The following is a 4,292-nucleotide window of genomic DNA, read 5'->3' on the forward strand; positions in this document are numbered from 1 at the left end:
TCAAGCGATCGCATCTCAACTCCCATCCCAGAGTCAAGCGATCGCATCTCAACTCCCATCCCAGAGTCAAGCGATCGCATCTCAACTCGACGAGTCGATAACTGAAGCCGTGGCAGACATTACTCCCATCGTGTCTTCATCCTCTGGTTTTGATTATAGTCAACTCGACAGATTATTGAAATCAGGCCAGTGGGAAGCAGCCGACGAAGAAACGACTAAGATGATGTGTAGGGTGGCGGGAAAAACCTCTAGGAGATATTTAGACGACGATGATATCAAAAACTTTCCCGGCGAGGATTTGCGAATCATCGATGGTCTTTGGGTCAAACACAGCAGGGGACGCTTCGGGTTTAGTGTCCAGAAGCAAATTTACATCAATTGTGGAGGATTGCCTGATGGACGCTATCCAGGTGATACAATATGGGAGCGCTATTGCGGGGAGGTGGGATGGCGAATGAATGGGTCGTATATATCATGGTCTGATTGCACGTTTTCGGCGGCTGCTCCCCTGGGCCATCTTCCCGCCCGTTTTGTTGGGGTTGGTTGGTGGTTGGGTTTTGGTGTGGGACTGGTAAGGCGTAGGTTAGCACTCTTCTCTCGCGCAGAGACTTGCAGACTGTAGCATATAAGCACTTCAGGTGAAGAAACCCGGTTTCTATCAGGGTTATGGGTAAATCCGAAAGATGTCCGTTTCTACCCGGTTTCTAGTTCCTCTCGGTGGGTTATCATAGCATAAAGCCGGGTTTCCCCCCGCCCGGTGGCGGCGATTTGTCGGGGTTGAGAATGATGGCGAAATGTCCCGTTTGTGAAACCGAATATACACCAAATGAGGTCGAAACCTGTTCGGTGTGTGGTTATGACCTGACACCCTATCCCCCTATAATTGGTGGGATACCGTCGGGGTTTTTGGAGAAGGAGAAAAAACGCATTGCGGCAGCCAAGCGGGTTTGGCAATTGTCTCAGTCTCAGGTAGAGTCCGCACAGTTGATGGTCTCTAAAGTGCAGTCTCAGTTAGATGAAATGACCCGGAAAATTGACGGTTTTACCCAATCTCAATCACAACTCCAATCCCAGAATAAAGCGATCGCATCTCAACTCCAATCCCAGAATAAAGCGATCGCATCTTCTCAACTCCAATCCCAATCACAGCTAGAATCTCAGATAGAAGCGATCGCATCTCAATCCCAATCACAGCTAGAATCGCAGAATGAAGCGATCGCATCTCAACTCAAGTCGATAACTGAAGCCGTGGCAGACATTACTCCCATCGTGTCTTCTTCTGGTTTTGACTATAGCGAACTCGACAGATTATTGAAATCAGGTGAGTGGAAAGCAGCCGACGAAGAAACGACTAAGATGATGTGGAGGGTGGCGGGAAAAACCGGGGGATATTTATACAACGATGATATCAAAAACTTTCCCGGCGAGGATTTGCGAATCATCGATGGTCTTTGGGTCAAACACAGCAGGGGACGCTTCGGGTTTAGTGTCCAGAAGCAAATTTACATCAATTGTGGAGGATTGCCTGATGGAAGCTATCCAGGTGATACAATATGGGAGCGCTATTGCGGGGAGGTGGGATGGCGAGTGAATGGGTCGTATATATCATGGTCTGATTGCACGTTTTCGGCGGCAGCTCCCCTGGGCCATCTCCCCGGAATGGCGATGGATGAGTATTGGGGGGTTTTTTTGGAAAGTGGGGTGGCACTCTTCTGTCGCGCACAGACTTGTAAACTGTAGCATATAACGACTTCAGGCAGTCCCTAGTGGTGCGTTAATGAAATGTCAACACCGTTGACCAATGAAAATGTTAATGAAATGTCAACACCACTCCTACTCTCAATTGGCGGTGGGTTACGCTACCCTAACCCACCCTACGAAGGAGTAGGGTGCGTTAATGAAATGTCAACACCGTTGACCAATGAAAATGTTAATGAAATGTCAACACCACTCCTACTCTCAATTGGCGGTGGGTTACGCTACCCTAACCCACCCTACGAAGGAGTAGGGTGCGTTAATGAAATGTCAACACCGTTGACCAATGAAAATGTTAATGAAATGTCAACACCACTCCTACTCTCAATTGGCGGTGGGTTACGCTACCCTAACCCACCCTACGAAGGAGTAGGGTGCGTTAATGAAATGTCAACACCGTTGACCAATGAAAATGTTAATGAAATGTCAACACCACTCCTACTCTCAATTGGCGGTGGGTTACGCTACCCTAACCCACCCTACGAAGGAGTAGGGTGCGTTAATGAAATGTCAACACCGTTGACCAATGAAAATGTTAATGAAATGTCAACACCGTTCATCATTACCATGTCAGGAGTAGAGCGATCGCATTTTGTCCCCCACTTTCCCACAGTGGGAATTAACCCTTAATGAAGTGTTGACAGCGAGTGGCATTCGTGAGTTATAATATATAGAATCATATCATAGCCCACCCAAATCACATTGATCGCCGTCGCTATCCGACATAAATTTAATATAAATGGGACGCATTTAATGCCCGCCAAAGATGTTTATCATGATACTGTTTGTATTGCTCTGATGAAAGATGGTTGGACAATCACTGATGACCCCCTGATTCTAAAGATCGGGGAACGCTCGACCTTTATCGATTTGGGGGCTGAAAAACTAATTGCGGCCGAACGAGATCATGAAAAAATCGCTGTCGAAATTAAAAGTTTTTTGAGTCCTTCTCCAATCAAAGATCTGGAAAATGCCTGGGGACAGTTTTTTCTGTACGCCAGAGCACTTCAAAAAAAAGAATCAGATCGCAGTTTATATCTAGCGGTTAGCCGGAACACCTTCGATACTTTATTTCAAGAGGAAGCCGGACAACTGCTTTTAGAAGAACCAGATTTTCGGATGATTGTTTTCGACCCAAATAGTGAGGAAATCCTGCAATGGCAACCACAATTCAACCTATAGATAATTGGCGCAATTTACTGGAAAAAATTCTCCAAGATTATGCCGATATTCCCTATCGATATGGCGATGTAAAGACTTACCTGATTGTCAGTCGGGACGGCAACCATTTTATGCTGGTACACGAAGGCTGGGAAAATAATCGTCGGGTTCACGGTTGCATCGTTCATGCCGAGATTCGCGATGCCAAAATTTGGATTCATTACGATGGCATAGAAGATGGCATCACCGGGGAACTCGTTGCCGCTGGTGTTCCCAAAGATTGCATTGTCCTCGCCTTTCATCCTCCCCAAGTTCGGGAACATACCGGCTATGCGATCGCATAATTTTATCATTCCTTTTCCCGGAGCGATCGCATTTTTTCCCCCACTTTCCCACAGTGGGAATTAACCCTTAATGAAGTGTTGACAGCCAGTGGCATTCGTGAGTTATAATATAGAAAATCATATCATAGCCCACCCCGCATTAGATTCTTCCAAGAACCCCAAAATAATGCGGTTTTCAGGAATGCCTTTTTCCATCAAATCTTGAGTAATTCCAGCTTCCATACCATCATATTCAATCACAACTTTTCCTTCACGCAAAACAATATAGATGAGATTTCCTCGGACTCGTCTACCTCGATCCCAACCGACTTGCATCAGTGCATAATGTTCTTGTTTCTCATCAAATACCGTATCCAATCGAATCTCGCCATGAGATGGGCGCAGTTGTGCATATTCACAGATAACTTGTTTGACAATTTCGCGATCGTGAGTTATGGTATCCATTGTTTAACCTCCGCTTTTTTACCATCAACCACTAAGAGATTTAAAGGAAGTTTATTAATCACCAGTTTACCAATTGTTTCACTGAAGATTGTCTCATATATGATATCCGTAACGCCCAGATAAATATGCCGTTCCGGATCTACTTCATTCAGTAACAGCCTATATAAACTATACTGTCCGATCGCTTGTTCTAAATCGGCGATCGCTGATAGTCCTCTAAATTCTTTGATTTCAATGGCAATACGGGTCCGATCTCGTCTGGCACCAATAATAGATCCTTTTGGCTGCGTCGGAAAATGCGATCGCCTCACACCCAGATCTACAAATAAAAATCGCTCCCCATAGGAAATCACATAAGGATCATCTGTAATTTCCCAACCATCTTTAATTATAGCTTGTTTGATAATATTATGAGTTGTATCTCTTCGAGGCATAATCCCCTAATAGCTTGATGAACAGTCAAGCCAGTTAATTTTCAGTTTGAGTTTGAGTTGCTGTAGATCATTATAGCACCAATCCAGTCTTTACCGGAAGGCGATCGCATTTTGTCCCCCACTTTCCCACAGTGGGAATTAACCCTTAATGAAA

General features: G+C 45.2%; 6 protein-coding genes and 1 pseudogene (1 of these 7 only partly in view). 5 read left to right on the forward strand and 2 right to left on the reverse strand.

The features are described from left to right. The 5 genes and pseudogenes from P5674_RS23305 to P5674_RS23325 all read left to right on the forward strand — a co-directional run. Positions 1-622, forward strand: a pseudogene (locus tag P5674_RS23305) (GUN4 domain-containing protein); its annotated part reaches 83 nt to the left of the window's first position; the annotation flags it as partial. 161 nt (positions 623-783) lie between these two features. Continuing rightward, positions 784-1,740: a GUN4 domain-containing protein gene (locus tag P5674_RS23310; protein ID WP_315670332.1), complete on the forward strand. Its 957-nt coding sequence runs from the start codon at positions 784-786 to the stop codon at positions 1,738-1,740. Between the two features lie 78 nt (positions 1,741-1,818). Further along, complete coding sequence (locus tag P5674_RS23315; protein WP_315670333.1) at positions 1,819-2,385, forward strand: hypothetical protein; 567 nt, start codon at positions 1,819-1,821, stop codon at positions 2,383-2,385. A gap of 123 nt (positions 2,386-2,508) precedes the next feature. Beyond that, a complete protein-coding gene (locus P5674_RS23320) occupies positions 2,509-2,937 on the forward strand; it encodes an element excision factor XisH family protein (protein ID WP_006616021.1) in 429 nt (142 codons plus the stop codon). Further along, positions 2,913-3,260, forward strand: a complete 348-nt coding sequence (locus P5674_RS23325) for a XisI protein (protein ID WP_006616022.1) — start codon at positions 2,913-2,915, stop codon at positions 3,258-3,260. The genes P5674_RS23320 and P5674_RS23325 overlap by 25 nt, the downstream gene beginning before the upstream one ends. A 117-nt stretch (positions 3,261-3,377) precedes the next feature. Here the strand turns inward: P5674_RS23325 and P5674_RS23330 are convergent, their stop codons facing one another. Both P5674_RS23330 and P5674_RS23335 read right to left on the reverse strand, forming a co-directional pair. After that, complete coding sequence (locus P5674_RS23330) at positions 3,378-3,704, reverse strand: XisI protein (RefSeq protein ID WP_014277084.1); 327 nt, start codon at positions 3,702-3,704, stop codon at positions 3,378-3,380. After that, complete coding sequence (locus tag P5674_RS23335; RefSeq protein ID WP_006615842.1) at positions 3,692-4,138, reverse strand: XisH family protein; 447 nt, start codon at positions 4,136-4,138, stop codon at positions 3,692-3,694. The genes P5674_RS23330 and P5674_RS23335 overlap by 13 nt, the downstream gene beginning before the upstream one ends. Positions 4,139-4,292 lie beyond the last annotated feature (154 nt).

It is taken from the genome of Limnospira sp. PMC 289.06, from assembly GCF_032350395.1.
Taxonomy (GTDB): Bacteria; Cyanobacteriota; Cyanobacteriia; order Cyanobacteriales; family Microcoleaceae; genus Limnospira; species Limnospira platensis.